General features: G+C 61.5%; 12 protein-coding genes and 1 pseudogene. 6 read left to right on the top strand and 7 right to left on the bottom strand.

Going from position 1 to position 13,890, the window contains the following annotated elements; all coding sequences use genetic code 11:
* Window positions 1-70: 70 nt before the first annotated feature.
* Entirely contained in the window at window positions 71-679 is a 609-nt protein-coding gene (locus ACXMYO_RS08935; protein WP_457808466.1) for an NUDIX domain-containing protein, read from the bottom strand.
* 88 nt (window positions 680-767) lie between these two features.
* Here ACXMYO_RS08935 and ACXMYO_RS08930 point away from each other — a divergent pair, with 88 nt between their 5' ends.
* From ACXMYO_RS08930 to ACXMYO_RS08920, 3 genes are all read left to right on the top strand, one after another.
* The gene (locus ACXMYO_RS08930; protein ID WP_457808465.1) at window positions 768-1,523 is read left to right on the top strand and encodes a DeoR/GlpR family DNA-binding transcription regulator; all 756 of its coding nucleotides are present in this window, start codon (window positions 768-770) and stop codon (window positions 1,521-1,523) included.
* Window positions 1,524-1,779: 256 nt separating this feature from the next.
* Window positions 1,780-2,835 carry a hypothetical protein gene (locus ACXMYO_RS08925; RefSeq protein ID WP_457808464.1) on the top strand — a complete coding sequence of 352 codons (1,056 nt, stop codon included), beginning with the start codon at window positions 1,780-1,782 and terminating at the stop codon, window positions 2,833-2,835.
* Between the two features lie 198 nt (window positions 2,836-3,033).
* A complete protein-coding gene (locus ACXMYO_RS08920) occupies window positions 3,034-3,786 on the top strand; it encodes a hypothetical protein (protein WP_457808463.1) in 753 nt (250 codons plus the stop codon).
* On the opposite strand, the gene ACXMYO_RS08915 is transcribed toward ACXMYO_RS08920, so the two are convergent.
* The gene (locus ACXMYO_RS08915) at window positions 3,777-4,295 is read right to left on the bottom strand and encodes a GNAT family N-acetyltransferase (RefSeq protein ID WP_457808462.1); all 519 of its coding nucleotides are present in this window, start codon (window positions 4,293-4,295) and stop codon (window positions 3,777-3,779) included. The two genes, ACXMYO_RS08920 and ACXMYO_RS08915, sit on opposite strands and share 10 nt — an antisense overlap.
* Before the next feature lie 48 nt (window positions 4,296-4,343).
* Here ACXMYO_RS08915 and ACXMYO_RS08910 point away from each other — a divergent pair, with 48 nt between their 5' ends.
* Window positions 4,344-4,508: a hypothetical protein gene (locus ACXMYO_RS08910; RefSeq protein ID WP_438768348.1), complete on the top strand. Its 165-nt coding sequence runs from the start codon at window positions 4,344-4,346 to the stop codon at window positions 4,506-4,508.
* 287 nt (window positions 4,509-4,795) lie between these two features.
* A complete protein-coding gene (locus tag ACXMYO_RS08905) occupies window positions 4,796-5,797 on the top strand; it encodes a family 43 glycosylhydrolase (RefSeq protein WP_457808461.1) in 1,002 nt (333 codons plus the stop codon).
* Window positions 5,798-5,859: 62 nt separating this feature from the next.
* Here the strand turns inward: ACXMYO_RS08905 and ACXMYO_RS08900 are convergent, their stop codons facing one another.
* Complete coding sequence (locus ACXMYO_RS08900) at window positions 5,860-7,368, bottom strand: DUF2252 domain-containing protein (protein WP_457808460.1); 1,509 nt, start codon at window positions 7,366-7,368, stop codon at window positions 5,860-5,862.
* A 209-nt stretch (window positions 7,369-7,577) separates the two neighbouring features.
* On the opposite strand from ACXMYO_RS08900, the gene ACXMYO_RS08895 reads away from it, so the two are divergent.
* Complete coding sequence (locus ACXMYO_RS08895; protein ID WP_457808459.1) at window positions 7,578-9,272, top strand: mechanosensitive ion channel family protein; 1,695 nt, start codon at window positions 7,578-7,580, stop codon at window positions 9,270-9,272.
* A gap of 377 nt (window positions 9,273-9,649) precedes the next feature.
* Here the strand turns inward: ACXMYO_RS08895 and ACXMYO_RS08890 are convergent.
* The 4 genes and pseudogenes from ACXMYO_RS08890 to ACXMYO_RS08875 form a co-directional block, all read right to left on the bottom strand.
* A pseudogene (locus ACXMYO_RS08890) lies at window positions 9,650-10,879 on the bottom strand (PQQ-dependent sugar dehydrogenase); the annotation flags it as partial.
* A 44-nt stretch (window positions 10,880-10,923) separates the two neighbouring features.
* Entirely contained in the window at window positions 10,924-11,349 is a 426-nt protein-coding gene (locus ACXMYO_RS08885; protein WP_438768344.1) for a DUF2231 domain-containing protein, read from the bottom strand.
* 244 nt (window positions 11,350-11,593) lie between these two features.
* A complete protein-coding gene (locus ACXMYO_RS08880) occupies window positions 11,594-12,979 on the bottom strand; it encodes an ATP-binding protein (protein ID WP_457808458.1) in 1,386 nt (461 codons plus the stop codon).
* Between the two features lie 41 nt (window positions 12,980-13,020).
* Window positions 13,021-13,782: a response regulator gene (locus ACXMYO_RS08875; RefSeq protein WP_457808457.1), complete on the bottom strand. Its 762-nt coding sequence runs from the start codon at window positions 13,780-13,782 to the stop codon at window positions 13,021-13,023.
* Window positions 13,783-13,890: the final 108 nt, after the last annotated feature.

Below are 13,890 nucleotides of genomic sequence, written 5' to 3'. Positions count from 1 at the left end.
ACTATATCCTGTCTGTCTCAAGCAGACGCCCAGCCCGCACAGTCCGATCACACTAGCTCTTACAGCCAGCTTAAACTATCAGCTTTGGCGTACTAATCGTCGCCACACGCAGCGCCGCGTGCTGCAACAGCATGATGGTCTTGCCATCGACAATCTCGCCGGTGCGAATCATCTCCAGCGCCTCGCTCAGCGGCAGTTCCAGCACTTCGATATCCTCGCCTTCATCCTCAAGCCCACCGCCCTTGCCGGTTTTCAGGCTGTCGTCGTAATCGGCGATAAAGAAAAAGAGCTTCTCCGTGACCGAGCCCGGGCTCATGAAGGCTTCAAACACCTTTTCGACGTGCTGGATGCGATAGCCGGTCTCTTCCTCGACTTCCGCGCGAATGCGCTCCTCCGGCGAGGCGTCATCCAGCAGGCCCGCCGCGGTTTCGATCAGCATGCCGTGATGGTTGTTCACAAAGGCGGGGAAGCGAAACTGGCGCGTCAGTACTACCGTCTGTCGCTCGCGATTGAACAATAAAATGGTCGCGCCGTTGCCGCGGTCATAGGTTTCCCGGCTCTGGCGCTGCCAGGTGTTGTCCCGCCGTAAATAATCAAACGTGGTCTTTTTCAGCGTGTACCAGTCATCCGACAGGACTCTGGTCTCGATGATGTTTACCCGGTGCTCTGTAGCGCTCATGTGTTTTCTCAAGGTATGGCAGGAGAAAGCATGCTATCGTGCGGTTTCGTGCAAAAACAAGATAATTCGTGCAGAGAGTTGATAGCGCATGCTGACCCATCAGCGGAAAAACGAGATTCTGGCGCGCCTGAAGCGGGAAGGGCAGGTGATCGCCAAAACCCTGAGCGAAGGCTTTGGCGTGTCGGAAGACACCATCCGGCGTGACCTGCGCGAGCTGGCCGCAGAGGGGCTGTTGCAACGCGTGCATGGCGGTGCGCTGCCGGCGTCTCCGGCCGTGGCGGATTTCGCCCAGCGCCAGAGCATCGAGTCGGACACCAAGCGCGCCGTTGCTGCGGCCGCCGTCAAAATGGTGTCACCCGGTCAGGTGGTGATTCTGGATGGCGGCACCACGGCGGTAGAGATGGCCCGGCAGTTGCCGCGGGATCTGACCGCCACGGTGGTCACCCATAGCCCGAGCATTGCCGTCGAGCTGGTCAATCATCCGGGGATCGAGGTCATCATCATCGGTGGGCGGCTGTTCAAGCACTCCATCGTGACGGTGGGCACGGCTGCCATGGAGGCGCTGTCGCACATTCGGGCCGATGTCTATTTCATGGGTGTGACCGGGGTGCACGCGACCGCCGGTTTGAGCACGGGCGATCTGGAAGAGGCCTACATGAAGCGGGCGCTGTCGGCGCATGCGGCCGAAACGGTGGTGATGGCGTCTTCCGACAAGCTCAATGCCGCCTCGCCGTACATGATCGGAGCGCTTGATCTGGCAAGTATCATCATTGTGGAAAAGAGTACGCAGGCTTCACTGATCGAGCCGCTGGCAGCCGCAGGGGTCACGATGGTGATGGCCTGAGTCGATGCGGTCAGTATCCGGTTCCGCTGATCCGAAAGGCCAACAGGTCAGGCTTGAATTAGAGAGTTTGCAACTTTCGTCTCCCTGAGCGGTTTTTAACGTGTGGATGGGCGTGGCTTGTACCAGGCTGGCTCTGGTTAATTCTTTTTAAATAATTTAATTAATACCACGGCCCACCAAAAGATGCCGGACAGGTGACACGGAAACGATAAAACACCGGCGGCATCCGGATAGAAACATTCAAGGGACTGACATCATGGCAAATTCCAACAAGACCCAATCACTTGCGTTTCTTGGCGGCGGGGAGACCGCCCTCGTGCTGCCCGACGACATCACAAGGTTTGAGCTGGATACCCGATTCGATGACAGCGGGGTCCGCTCCGGCGAGACGCTCGATCTGAGCGTGCAGGGTGGCGCGCTCGAGTCACTCGACCTGAACGGCAACGGTCGCGTTGCATGGGACAACGGCGCGGACAACACTACGGCCGTTGGTCAGGTCGATGCCTCGGGGCTTGAAGGCGGGCTTGAATACACCGCTTCCAGTGAGGTGCAGGAAACCATCATTCTGGGCGGCGCGGCCGGCGGTGTCGACGTGATCAACATGGCAGAGGATGCCTCGCGTTACGGCAACGACGGTGATGCGATCGATACGCTGGTCGGCTTCAACCCCCGTACGGATACCCTGTTTATCGATGACGATGTGGTGGAGTCCTTCGATAACCTCGATCTCGATAATGCCGTCATTGCGGATGCTTCATTATCGCTTGAAGAGGCGCTGACGCAGGCCGGCGCGCAGGATAGCGGTGATGCCATTTTGCCGGTCCTCCATGGGGAGGATACTTATTTCTATCGCGACAGCGGGCCGGCGGGTCTGGATGACAACGACTTCGTTCTGCAGTTCGAGAATATCTCCGGCGGCCTGAACTCCTTTTTCGATCGTCAGGACTACATTTCCAATATGGCGCCGGCGCCGACAGGTCCCTTCGAGGATGTCGAGGTATCGGGGATGACCAGTGGCACCGAGGGCGCCGCCGACAGTTTTGTGTTTGGCAGCGATGGCGCCTGGCAGGATGCCACCATTACCAACTTTGAGCTGGGCGTCGATCGGCTCGATCTGTCACAGGTGAACGGCAGAGATGGTGACCCGATCGATTACAATGACGTCAATATGCACCCCAGTGAAGAGCTTCTGGTCAACACGGACACCGGGATGCATCTCGTTCCGCTTATCGGCGTACCGAAGTACGACCCCGGTTCGCCGATCGGTGAGCTGAACTATGCCATGGGTCCCGAGGACTTCCTGTTTGCCTGAGTCTTTATTGAGATATTAAAAATCGTTTTCGCGCCAGGGCCCATCTTTTGATGGGCCTTTTTGATATACCGCAGGCGGTAAAATGCTGAATTTTTCTGGCCGGTAGCTTCTGAGTGATCATCCAGTAAGTGGCGAGGGTAATCAGGGCTTCAACGGGTAACCTCATGGCGCCATCACGTACGCTGGATGGCACGCATCATGAACTGGTTCGGTTCTCAAGAACACGGTGAAAATGAGGCTCGCCGCAAAAGGTCGTTGGGCCCACTTCAGGTGCCGGTTCAAGCAGGTGCAAGGGCTCGAAAAATTTATTTAACATGGATTACTAAAGAAGCCGGAGAGAATGTCGTTATTAGACAGGCACTTGCATCGCAACAAGACTCGCGGTGCCGACTAAAGGCCTATCAAGAGCCTGCCTGTTCCTCAAGAGATCATTTAATGAGCTTCAAAACCCTTGCCGCCCTTATGGGCACCTGTGCCGCGCTCACCCTGACCGGTTGTGCTTCCATTGTTGGTGATAGCGAGCAGAGCGTGACGATCAGCAGCACGCCCTCCAATGCAGACGTTGTGATTACTGATGAAACGGCCAAACAGGTATTCGCTGGCACCACGCCCACCACAGTGACGCTTAAAAAGTCCGATGGCAGTTATTTCGGCGGCAAAACCTATCATGTTGAGATCAACAAGGCGGGGTACGCGCCACGCAGGGTAGATTTGACCACTTCCGCGAACGGCTGGTACATCGGTGGCAACATTCTGGCAGGTGGCATTATCGGCTGGCTGATCGTTGATCCGTTCAACGGCGGCATGTACACCCTGTCGCCGAATGAGATCAATGCTGATCTCGGCGATGAGGTGGCTGTTCAGGGCGATCAGAAGTCGCTTAATCTGGTCATGATCGAAGATGTCCCGGCCAGCATGAAAGACAGGCTGGTCAAGATCGGTCAGATTTGATCCGTGCGAGCCGGGCCCGCGCCCGGCTCGCCAGCCTTCAAGCGCTTCTCCATCCGGAAATTCTTCAGTACCTCCCCGCGCCGTTTCATTTCCTGCGCCTTCACGACATCAAATCCTCGCGCCTTGAAAAAGGGCCGGCCGGTCAGGCTGGCCTCGGTGGTCACGCGCTTGATGCCGCGTTGCCGCACCGCCTGCTCGACAACACTTAAAAGCGCACTTGCCACGCCGCGGCGCTGATGGTCCGGGCTGACAAAGAGCATGTCGAGATGGCCGTGCTCGTTAAGGCTGGCAAAGCCTGCCGGGGCGTCATCGATCATGGCGAGCCACGTGGACTGGCGCGCAAGCGTTATGGCCCAGAGAGTTCGATCCATGCCGCCGACCCACGCTTCGATCTGCGCCGGGGTGTAGTCCCTGGCGGCCACTTCCCGCACGGTGCGTTGAAAAAGGGCGAGCGTGATATCGGCATCACCGGCGCGGTAGTCACGAATGCCTAAAGTATTCGGCGACATGGCAGCTATCCTTGAACAAAGCGTTTGGGTACGAGCCGGGAGGCTGTCATGAACACACTATTGAACAACTGGCCGTTCATTGTCGGGTTGATCCTGATAGTGGTCGGGGTGGGCATGGTGGTGGTCGGGGGGTATGTTCGCATCTTTCGCGCGGTACTGGTGGGGGCAGGGTTGCTGCTGGCGGCGGCCGTCATCCTGTTGATGAGCCCATAAACGCACCGCTATTCATCGCGCACTGCACGCCGCGAACCGAAAGAAGGCGCCTCACCCGGGGCGCCTTCTTCGTTTCATCAGCATCGGTTAATACTTATGGCGCATTGATCCCGCGCTGGCGCATCGGCAACGCTTGTATCGCGATATTGCTATATCCAGTTTTCCTGAACGCCAGTGTTGGCCGGATGAAGGTCAGCGTTATCGCCCTGTGATCATCGCTCATCCTGCCGCGTCGAGCCCGCGATGATCCCGCTTCGCGCTCCTGCCACCAGCCAAAGAGATTGCCCATGAAAGGGTCGATACCCATTACCACCTCACTGCTGCTCGGTGCCGGCCTGCTCTCCACCGTGCACGCCGCCCAGGTCGAAGTGCACGACCCCGTCATGGCCCGCGAAAACGGCACGTATTACGTGTTCAGCACCGGCCCGGGCATCGATATCTACGCCTCCGATAACCTGAAACAGTGGCGCCATGCCGATCGCATTTTCAGCGGTGCGCCGAGCGACCCGCCCTGGGCGACGTCGGTGGCGCCGGCGTTTGACGGCCATGTCTGGGCACCGGACATCGTCGAGAAAAACGGCCGCTATTATCTCTACTACTCGGTGTCGGCGTTCGGCCAGAACACCTCCGGCATCGGGGTGACCGTCAACGACACGCTCGACCCCGAGGCCGACAACTATCAATGGCAGGATCAGGGGCTCGTGCTGCAGTCCGAACCCGGTCAGGACAACTGGAATGCCATCGACCCGGCGGTCATCGAGGATGACAATGGCACGCCCTGGATGAGCTTCGGCTCGTTCTGGGGCGGGCTGAAGCTGGTGCAGCTTGATGAGGCCATGACAGGGCTCGCCCGGTCGGCGAAGATCCTCGATCTCGCCACACGCCCGAACAGCGAGGAAAACGCCATCGAGGCGCCGTTCATTTTCAAAAGGGACGGCCACTACTACCTTTTCGCCTCATTTGGTTTCTGCTGCCGCGGTGCGGACAGCACCTACCGGCTGATGGTGGGGCGCAGTGACAGCGTGCAGGGGCCCTATGTGGATAGAGCGGGCGTGCCGATGATGCAAGGCGGCGGCACGCTGGTGCTGGAAGGTATTGATGCGTGGCCCGGACTGGGGCACAACGCGGTCTACACCTTTGATGACCGGGACGTTATGGTGTTTCACGCCTATGAAGCCGCCGATGACGGTCTCCAGAAGCTGCGCATTCTGGAAATGGAGTGGGACAATGGCTGGCCGGTGGTCGACCCGAGCGATCTCAACGCCAACACCACGGAGCTGGTCGAGTAGAGATTGAAAAACAACATGGCAGGGCGGCCAGGGGCCGCCTCGCTGTCGTTGCTCATGGCCTCTTACCGATACACCCGGTCCAGCTGCGTAAAGGCCCCGCGGGCGTGATCTTCCTGAAACATCTCATGATCGCGGCGCAAGCGCTCGGCGGCTTCTTCGGCAAACATCACCATGTCCTCGGTAAAAAGCGCCTTTGGGCCGATGGCCTCGACAATGGCCGGTTCGATGTCGTAATCCACCCGGCCGGCCTCGTCAGACAGGGCGTGCACGCCGGCGAGCACCTGACCGCAGATGCGGGCGTACGCTTTCCAGTCGCTTTTGGAGAGATCCTCGAGGTCGATGCTGTCGCGAAACGGTGCGCGCTCACGCGATAGATAGCTTCGCCCGTCAAACTCGACGTGGCCGTAAAAGCGGTCGCCGCGCACAAGATGCACCGCCTGGGCGTGGGTGATGCGCTCGGCGCGGGTGTTCATCTCGTGGCCGTTGGGTGGCACCAGCCCGGTCAGCGCCGAACGGCGGGCCTGCTTGTACTCGATGATCAGGTCATCAGTGCCGTCACCCTTTAGCCCCTCGATCAGCACGTAGTAGCGGTCCAGCCCCAGCGAGGCGGTGCCCTGGCCGCGGCGAATCGCGACGTCCTTCACGCGCATGCCCGTGCCATCGGATGTCCGGGCGCGCGGCGGCACCTCGATATGGTTGTCTGTCACCAGCCGGTCGGTGATCTGCTGGAACTCGTCACGGCGCGAGGAGATCGGCACCAGCTTGTCGCTTGAGCGAAAGCGCCGGCCGGTCTCGTCGAGATAGTCGTCCCTGAGCCATTTGGAGCGCTTTTCATGGGCGCTCTTGAACAGCTTTCGAATCAGCTTCGGGGCGTTATCAACACGCATCTCCTCATCCTGTTCGGTGGCCTCGCGGGCCAGGCGCTGCATGGCGTTGATATAGCCATCGATGAACCGGCGTACGATCTTCACCCGATGTTTGTGTTTGAGCTCGCCTTCGGTTCCGGCGGCGATCATGAAGCCGGTGGCGCCGCGCTTGAGATCCCAGGTAAAGGGGGCGTAGTAGGCCTCATCGAAGTCGTTGACCGAAAAGATGGGCACGTTATTGACGTTGGGCATGATGCCGAAGTTCTCCGGGTGGACATCGCCCAGCGCCAGTACGGTCGGCATCCAGGCGTCGTCGCCGGCCATGTCGCGATAGAACAAAAGCGCCGTACCGCGGGAAAAGGAAAACAGCGAATTCGAGAGCTGATCGAACTTGAGCGCGGTCTCCTCGGTGCCATCGGCGATGCGGGTCTGGTGGTCCTCGCGCAGGGTCTGGCGCACGTGCAGTCGTCGATCGATCCCGCCCAGGGCGCGCGGGCGCAGCACGAAGCCGCCGTCGGCCACGGCGTTGGCCAGCCGACGAAAGGTCTCAAAGCGAGCGCCCACGCCGGGTTCAACAGTCCCGGCGCCGTCACGCTCGAGCGCGGTGGCCAGTTCCGCCCGGCTCATCGATGAGCGCCCGGCAATGTCGCGCTGCTTTGCCTGCTCGTAGAGGGCCTTTCGTGTCGGTCCGGTCGCATCGGTCATGCCTGCCTCCTGGTGGGGTCTCGCCCTTGAGGGCATCAAGGGGCGTCGGTGTCTTCAGCATGGTCGATCCGGGCGCGCCGTGCCCGGCCCGGATATTGTTGATATGTATTGGCGTATGGCGCGACAAGTCGCGCTAAGCTGGCGCTGCCCGGCATACAATGCCCCGGCGGAATTTTTCATGGACGATTCACGAACCCGGTAACGCAGGCATGATGATAAAAGGGTGGCGGCTGTGGGCGGTGGCGGTAGCGGTGCTGGTGTTGTCCGGCCAGTGCCTGGCACAGGAGGAGGAGAGCGGCAGCGGCAGCGGGGAGGCGGGCTGGTACAAAATCGATGCCCTTAACGTCGGGCTTGATGGCGATGCCGAAAAAACGAACCTTCGAACGCCGCGTGAAACCATGCGCCATTTCATGCATCTGACCGAAACCGGCGATTTCGAAGGCGCGGCGCATATTCTCAATCTGGCGGATCTGGCACCGGCCGATCAGCGCGAGCGCGGCGCGGAGCTGGCCCAGCAGCTGGCCGAGGTGTTTCGACGCGGCAAGTGGCTCAATGTCTCAAGGCTTTCGGCGCGCCCGGACGCCGTGATCGAGGACATTTCCGGCAAGGACCCGCGGGCGGGCCAGATGCGACGGGATATCGAACTGGCCTCGCTGGAGGCCGGAGATGACGCCTACGATATCCGCCTGGGGCGCTATCAGGTCGGTGATGACGAGCCGGTCTGGCTGATCACACCGGAGAGTGTGGCCTCCATCCCGGCGCTTTATGACCGCTACGGCCCGTCGCGCTTCGAGGTCTATATCCCGGGGCCGCTGAAACAGAATTTCGGGCTTTTGAGAATCTGGGAGTGGATCGCCATTCCGCTGGTGCTGCTGGCGATCGCCCTGATCGGCAAGGGCGTTCATCTGGTGATGACGTTTCTGACGCGGCTGTTGCCTTCCGGCTCGCCGAGCATCTTCATGGTCCAGATCCGAAGCCCGGTGGCGCTGATCGTCATGGCGCTGGTCATGCAGACCCTGATCGACTTCGTGGTCTCCTTTTCGGCCGTGGTGGCCACCACCCTGCGAGTGACGCTGACCATCGTCATGGCCTGGGGCATCGGGGTAATCGCGCTGCGCATGATCGACACCTTCATGCTGCACATGACCCGACGCATGGCCGGCGAGATCGATGACTCCAAGCCGCGGGATGAGCGCAAGCTTTTGACCACGCTCTATGCGCTGCGCCGCGTCATCATCCTGATCATGGTCATTCTGGTCACGATCTATGTGCTCGGGCAGGTGCGTCTGTTCGAGACGCTGGGCCTGTCGATTCTGGCCTCGGCAAGCGTTCTGGCGGTGCTGGTGGGTATTGCCGGTCAGGCGGTGCTGAGCAACATCCTGTCGTCATTTCAGCTTTCGCTGGCCAAGCCGCTGCGCATCGGTGATCTGGTGATGTTCGAAGGCCAGTGGTGCTACGTCGAGAGCATCTTCTACACCTATATTCTGCTGCGGGTGTGGAACGAGCGCCGTCTGATCGTGCCGGTCACCTACTTTGCTTCCCGGCCGTTCGAAAACCTCTCGGCCAAAAGCACCATGGAGTATCGCAGCCTCGATCTGGTGCTGCACCTCAACGCCGATGTGGCGTGTCTGCGCGAGAAGTTTCTCGAATTTGCGCAGGCCGAGGACAACGTCATCGAGCATCACAAGCTGCTGTGCAGCGTGACCGCCCAGAACGCCGCGGCGCAGACCATTACCTTCTTTTTGATGACCGTGGACCCGCTCTCCGGCTGGTCGGCCGAGGTCAGCGTTCGCGAAAAGCTCATGGCGTTCATTCGCGATGAACACCCTGACTGGTGGCCGCGACAGGTGGTGGTGTTGAGCGAGCAGGACATTGCGCGCGGCGAGGCGGCGAATCTGTCGTAACCGTCGTTTGAAACGTGCCATCGCTTCACACGTGCCATCGCTTTAAACGAGTCATCACCTGAAACGGGCGATCAAAAAAATACCCCGGAGGTGGCCCCCCGGGGTACGGATAGTGCAGAGACAAACCGGCGGTATCAGGTTGCCGTGGTAGCGGGCTCTTCCTGGTCGCCGCCGGGTGCATCGTCCTGCGTGTCCGCGTCGTCGTCCGGTGTGGCGGTCTGCTCATCGGGCGTGTCGGCGCGGTCATCCGGCGAGACGGTCGGCTCATCCGGCGTGTTGGTGCTTTCTGCCGGCGCGGCGGAATCGCCTTCCGGCATGGCAGCGCCGTCGTTGCCGGCCGGGGCGGCTGTCGGCTGCGGTGCGCCGGCGTCGTCACGGGTGACGCGCCATACGGCGTTGGTCAGATCATCGGCGACGATAACGGCGCCATCCGGGGCGACGGTCACGCCCACCGGGCGACCGCGAGTGCGACCATCATCGGTGAGAAAGCCGGAGACGAAGTCCACCGGGTCGCCGGCAGGCTCGCCGTTTTCAAACGGAATGAAGACCACGTTGTAGCCCACCGGGTCGGTACGGTTCCAGCTGCCGTGCTGGCCGACGAAGACGCCGTCGCTGTATTCCCCACCCACCTGCGGTGTCGAAAAGGCGATGCCCAGCGGCGCCACGTGGGAGCCCAGGCTGTAGTCCGGCGAAATGGCGGATTCGACCTTCTCCGGGTTTTCCGGCTTCACGCGCGGGTCAACGTGCTGGCCCCAGTAGCTGTAGGGCCAGCCGTAGAAGCCGCCGTCCTGCACCGTGGTCATGTAGTCCGGCACCAGATCCGGGCCCAGCTCGTCACGCTCGTTGACCACTGCCCAGAGCGTGTCGGTATCCGGCTGGAAGGTCAGCGCCGTGGGGTTGCGCAGCCCGGTGGCGTAGGGGCGATGCGCGCCGGTCTCGGCGTTGATCTCCCACACCTCGGCCCGATTGACCTCGGCTTCCATGCCACGCTCGGTGATGTTGCTGTTGGAACCGATACCGACGTAGAGATACTCACCATCCGGGCTGGCGGTCATCGCCTTGGTCCAGTGGTGGTTGATCTCGGCGGGCAGCTGCGCGACGACCTCGGGCGCGCCGCTGGCTTCGGTCTGGCCCTCCTCGTAGTCAAAGCGCACCAGCGCGTCCTGATTGGCCACAAACAGGCCGGCATCGGTCAGCGCCAGTCCGTAGGGGGCGTTGAGGTTGTCGGCAAAGACCGACTGCTCATAGCTGCCGTCGCCGTTGGGGCGCAACAGCGTCAGCCGGTTGCCGCTTTCCACCGAAGTCTTGCCCTTCGCCTTGATGACGCCGGCGATAAAGTCCTTGGGTTTGAGCTTCGGGGCGTTGCCGCCACTGCCTTCGGCCACCAGGATGTCGCCGTTGGGCAGCATCAGCGTTTGACGCGGTATTTTCAGGTCGGTGGCAATCGCCGTAATGCTGTAGCCATCGGGCACCACCGGCTTTTCATCGTTCCAATCGGCCTGTTCAGGCACCGTCATGTCCGGCAGCAGCCCGCGCTGCGGTTCCGGGAGGTCCGGGTTGGGGCCGTATTGAAGGTTGGCCGCCGAAGCGCTGGTGCCTGCAGCCATCAGCGCAATCGCCAGCGGCGTGGTCAGGCAGAGTCTGGAAAATGTCATTGTTTTACCTTCACGCCAGTGTTTGAAAAACCCAGTCCGGTAGCGACCAGGGCCAGCACCGTCACGATGATCGACAGGATAAAGCCGGTGGGCATGATCGCCCAGGCATCCATGGCATGGATCAGCGCGTTGATAAAGCCAAGCACAAAGCTCACCACCAGCACCGCGACATAGATGAGGCCGCGGCGGCGATCGAGCGCGCGAAACAGCCCGATGATGCTGCAGACAAAGGCCAGCCCGTTACACACGAGCGCCCCGGCAATCAGCCAGGAGGCAAAGGTGGCCCACTGGATCTCATAGCTTGCCATATAGGCGTAGTCGCTCAGCGCAGCACCCAGAAACAGCACGAAGGTGCCGGCAAGCAGCACCCCGTGCAGCGGATTCAACCCGCCTCGATAGGTATGTTCGACAGCAGCGTTCACGAAGGACCCCCTGAAAACATTAAGGAAAAATTGTGCCTCGGCGGCACGTTATTGTCATGAGCGTTCCATCACAGCGTAGCCGTTTTATGGCCGCACCAGGGAAGCACTTTCGACCTGGCTCGAGCCTGAATTTATTCTGAACAAAGCTGACGCGGTGGCGTTCTGCGGGTTTAGCACCCGATAAGGCGCAAAAAGCGTCGCGCCAAAAGGTAGCGTGCCAGAAAGGTGCCGGCCCGCCGGGCGCTTACGCCTGTCGGGTCGGCAGGGTCATCACCACGCGCAGGCCGCCGCCATCCCGGTTGGCAAGACTCAGCCGGCCCTGATGCGCCATCACGATGCTGCGTGCGATGCTCAGCCCCAGGCCGTAGCCGATCTCCTCGGAGGGTGTCGAGATATCACCGCGCACCCAGGGCTGCATGATGCTGGCAAGGTGTGCCTCATCGATGCCGGGGCCATCATCCTGGATGGCCACCTCGACCCGGTCGTCGCCGGAATGCAGCGTCAGGCGCGCGTTGCCGGCATGGCGCAGGGCGTTGTCGATCAGATTGTGCAGCACGCGGCGAAGGCTGGGCGCGTGGCCGGTGATCAGGGTCATCGGGGCCGGGTCGCAGCGCACATCGCTGCCCGTCTCGACAAACTCGTCCACGACCTCGCTGATCAGGTGGGCCAGGTCGAATGGGGTGTGGTTTGCCGCGGTGCTGTCGCCGGCGGAGTCCAGCAGGGAGGCGATCAGCGTTTCCATCTGATCGATATTGGCCACCAGCTTCTCCCGCAGCAATGGATCGGTGATGCCCTCGACCCGAAGGCGCATGCGGGTCAGCGGGGTGCGCAGGTCATGAGAGACGGCCGAGAGCAGCTGGGTGCGCTCGCCCATAAGATCGATCAGCTGGCGCTGCATGGCATTAAACGTTTCGGCGGCGCGGCGCATCTCCCTTGGCCCCTCGACGGCCAGGGGCGGGCGCCGGATATCCTGGCCCAGCGCCGAGGCGGCGCGTGCCAGACGTCTCAGCGGTCGGGTAATCAGGCGGGCCACCACCAGCGCCACCGCCATCAGGGCCAGCGCGCGCAGCAGATAAACGCGCATGGCGTAGTCGCCCAGTACCTGCCAGGCGGGCCGGCCGTTCCAGCCTCGCGCCTGCACCGCCTCGACATGCAGCCACTGCCCGGAGGCCAGGCGCAGCTGAAAATCGAAATGCCCGACCACCCGGGAGAAGCCGAACAGGCTGGCCCAGGTGCTGAGGCGGTCCCGGTCGTCGCGCAGACTGACATCAAGCAGCGACAGCTGCAGGGTCTCGCCCATCTCACGGTGCAGGGCGTCCTGCAAAAGGCGCTCCACGTTCTTCTGAGCCGGGTCCAGCCGCGAGGTAACGGGCAGCGGTGACGCGCGCCGCTCGACATGGAAGGTGGCGGTGTCCGGCAGGGGGCTTGACGGCGCCTCCCCGAGTCGCTGGATGACCTCCACGGTGCGAAAAACCACCAGCCGCGCGGGCTCTTCCAGCACCTGGCTGTAGCGCACGTCATACCAGATGCTGCTGAACAGCAGCTGGATCGACAAACCGGTGACCACAAGAATCATACTCAGCCGGGCGAACAGCGAGTCGGGCCACCACCGGGGGCGCCATGTCTGCATGCGCCGCACTCTGGCGCGCATCACATCAAACCCGGTGCGCATCACGCGACAGCGGCGGGCAGTTCGAGCAGATACCCCTCATTGCGAACGGTGCGAATAAAGCGCGGGCGGCGCGCGTTGTCCTCGAGCACATGGCGCAGCCGGCTGATGCAGACATCGATGGAACGATCATCCGGATAGTACTCTCGCCCGAAGGCCTGATGGCTCAGCGCGTTGCGGCTGACGATCCGGTTGGGGGCCTCACTGAGCGTCTTGAGCACCATGAAATCCGAGCGCGTCAGATCAAAGTGCCGGCCATCGGGGGCGTGCAGGCGGCGGGTCTGCAGGTCCAGCCGCCAGCCGGCGAAGCGGCGTTCACTGTAATGACAGTCGGCCTCGCACGCTTGAGCAGGGGGCTCGCGATCCGGGGTTTGGCGGCGCAGCACGGCGCGGATGCGGGCCAGCAGCTCGCGTGGGTCAAAGGGCTTGCACAGATAGTCATCCGCACCGAGCTCGAGCCCGATGATGCGCTCGGCACAGGCGCCGCGCGCGCTGATCATGATCACCGGCAGGCTGCCCTGATGGCGCAGGGCGCGGCACAGACTCAGGCCGTCCTCGCCCGGCAGCATCAGATCAAGAATCACCAGATCCACGCTGTCATCCAGTCGATCCCACATCTCGCGGCCGCTGGCGGCGCAGCGGGTGCGATAGCCCATGCCGGCGAGATAGTCAGTGATCAGCGCCCGAATTTCGTCATCGTCATCCACCACGAGCACCCGCGGGCTTTCATCGCAGCGCTCGTCGCCTGCGGCAAAGACGCTCACGTCACCAATACAATCCATTACATATGCCCCACAGAGCAAAAGGTTCCTGATCCAGGGCGCCAATATAATCGTCGGCCCCAGAGTGGTAAATGCTAATCATTATTATTT

Source organism: Kushneria sp. EE4 (assembly GCF_977968315.1).
The sequence above is the reverse complement of the archived record's forward strand: the minus strand, read 5'-3'. Positions and strand labels throughout refer to the sequence as shown.